Genomic DNA, 2481 nt, shown 5'->3' with positions numbered 1-2481 from the left:
CACCAAATAGTAAAGCTTACCCCTCAGCAGCAGTATGGCAAGACTAAATTCATGGCCAGCACTTTCAAACCGTAGCCGAATCGTGATTTAAGACTGAAACTTGGAATTTAGGCAAGGGAGCAGTGAAAGCAATACCAAAGGCGGGATATGACGACTGGTAGTTATGCCTTAGTTAGAAAGATTATCAGCCAACGACACAGGATTAGCCATCGTATTGATCAGTAATTTACATATCTTGACATAAATTCGTTCTGTTCAATGAATTCTAGCAACTTACCTGTATTATGGAAGATAAAATCCATAAAAGTAACCCTGGGGAAGCATAGGATGATTTATCGGATGAATGACGTCAACAACTCACCGCTAAGTCTTGTCAGACTATAGCGGGAGCTTGTGAAAGCTCATAGTTGACCAGACTAAGACCTAGTAATGGTCTACGTTATTCGAGTCATAACACCTGTAGATGCGTGCCAGTCTTCAGCTCTGTTGTTAACAATTAAACATCTGTAGTGAGTTAAGGAAGTGTTGTTAACCTGAAAAGCTCTTATAACATTGTCGTTCGCGCAAGCGTGTGCTTTGCACAGGCAAACTTTACCCACTTGTGGAGTGTTCAAAGTAATGCGAGTGTTCGTGCTAGATAAAAACAAACAACCATTAGATCCATGCCATCCAGCACGGGCTAGGGAGTTACTTAAAAAAGGGAGGGCTAAAGTCTTTAAGCGTTATCCATTTACTATCATCCGGCAAGACAGGGATGTTGATAATTCTGTTACTCATCCACACAGAATCAAGATAGACCCTGGATCTAAAACAACCGGGATTGCCATCGTTCAGAAAAAAACTGGACGGGTCACAAGCGCCTTGGAAGTTAATCACAGAGGACAGAATATCAAAAACTCTCTGGAATCCAGAAGAGCTTTAAGGCGAGGTAGGCGAAATAGAAAGACTCGTTACCGCAAACCTCGGTTTCTCAATCGAAAACGCCCAGAAGGGTGGCTGGCTCCATCGCTAATGAGTCGAGTATTTAATATTGAGACTTGGGTAAGACGGCTAAGGAAGCTGTGCCCAATAACCACCATATCTCAAGAATTAGTCCGGTTTGATACTCAAAAAATGCAAAACCCAGAAATATCGGGTGTAGAGTATCAACACGGTGAACTGTTTGGGTTTGAGGTGAAAGAATATCTGCTTGCCAAGTGGGGTCATAGCTGTGTTTACTGTGGAGCAGAGAACGTCCCCTTGGAGGTTGAACACATTACTCCAACATCTAAAGGAGGGACTAATAGAGTCAGCAACCTAACCTTGGCTTGTCGGCCTTGTAACCAGAAGAAAGGTAGCGATCCGATTGAGAAATTTTTACGTAAAAAGCCGGAACTTCTAAAGAAAATACTGGCCAAGGCTAAATCCCCCTTGAAAGATGCAGCAGCAGTTAACTCAACTCGCTGGGAAGTATGGAGGAGGCTGCAACTGACTGGATTACCTGTTGACACAGGTTCTGGTGGTCTGACTAAGTTCAATCGTCAAACCAGAGAGATTGAGAAAACGGGAGCATCCCAATTTGGCACGTTAGCTCTTTTTAGGGGGCTGAAACCCTTGAAATATCGTTGCTTTGGGTAATATTGTTTCCAAAATGGGATGCTCCCGAGAAAACCCATTGGACTGATGCTGCTTGTGTGGGTAAATCCACTCCTCAGACATTACTACTAAATGGAGTGAAACCGCTAATAGTTACAGCTAAAGGTCACGGGGTGCGCCAAAGATGTCGTCCAAATAAATATGGCTTTCCAAAGGCTCATGCACCTGCCGCTAAGTTTTTCAAAGGTTTCCAAACGGGCGATATTGTTAAAGCTGATATCAAGGGAGGGAAGTATGCCGGTCAATACACAGGACGAATAGCAATTCGCCATCGTCCTAGTTTTGCACTCTCTACTCCAGAAAAGAAAATTGATGTACATCCAAAGTATTTACGAACAATTTTCAAGGCTGACGGCTATGAATACGCGAGTCAAATTAATCAATGATTCGCGCTTGGCCATAGGCCACGCTACGCGAACGCTGGCCGTAGGCCACGCTACGCGAACAATTTATTCTCCTGCGGGAATTCCCCGGAGACGAAACCTTAGATAGTGGAGCCTTTAGAGTCAGTGGGCTATGCAGAAAAGGCTTAAATCTTTTTTAATAGCGATGCAGCGCGGTCTTGGGGAGGCAGTGCGGTCTTGGGGGTCTCCCCCATGAGCAACTGCCGTGGTTTCCCCCATGAGCGACTGCATCAAGACAAGGCTCCACTATCTTACGGTAACTTTAAACCCGCTAAAACTGACGTTTATAACGGGAGTCCCCTTCCCGTATTTAAGATGGATCAACGAAAGCTTTTATCACTGTTATGTCATGGCTCAATATTTTTTAGCTCTCTGGTGGTCTCTATTGCCATCCCGATAGTCATTTTTTTGGTCACCGAAGACTCAGTGGTCAAAGAAAATG

General features: G+C 44.3%; 1 protein-coding gene and 2 pseudogenes. All 3 read left to right on the top strand.

What is annotated here, in order from left to right; translation table 11 throughout:
• Positions 1 to 618: 618 nt before the first annotated feature.
• Positions 619 to 2021 (top strand): annotated as a pseudogene (iscB, locus tag F6K37_RS38085) (RNA-guided endonuclease IscB).
• Positions 1993 to 2127, top strand: coding sequence for a hypothetical protein (locus F6K37_RS38075; protein ID WP_287256262.1), 135 nt, complete (start codon positions 1993 to 1995; stop codon positions 2125 to 2127). The pseudogene iscB and the gene F6K37_RS38075 overlap by 29 nt, the downstream one beginning before the upstream one ends.
• A 104-nt stretch (positions 2128 to 2231) precedes the next feature.
• A pseudogene (locus F6K37_RS38070) lies at positions 2232 to 2481 on the top strand (DUF4870 domain-containing protein); the annotation flags it as partial.

It is taken from the genome of Moorena sp. SIO4E2 (assembly GCF_010671945.1).
GTDB classification, from domain to species: Bacteria; Cyanobacteriota; Cyanobacteriia; order Cyanobacteriales; family Coleofasciculaceae; genus Moorena; species Moorena producens.
The sequence above is the reverse complement of the archived record's forward strand: the minus strand, read 5'-3'. Positions and strand labels throughout refer to the sequence as shown.

What these genes read in the sequence shown, in the direction of transcription:
- F6K37_RS38075 (WP_287256262.1), top strand. Translation starts at nt 1,993, where the DNA reads ATGAATACGCGAGTCAAATTAATCAATGATTCGCGCTTGGCCATAGGC.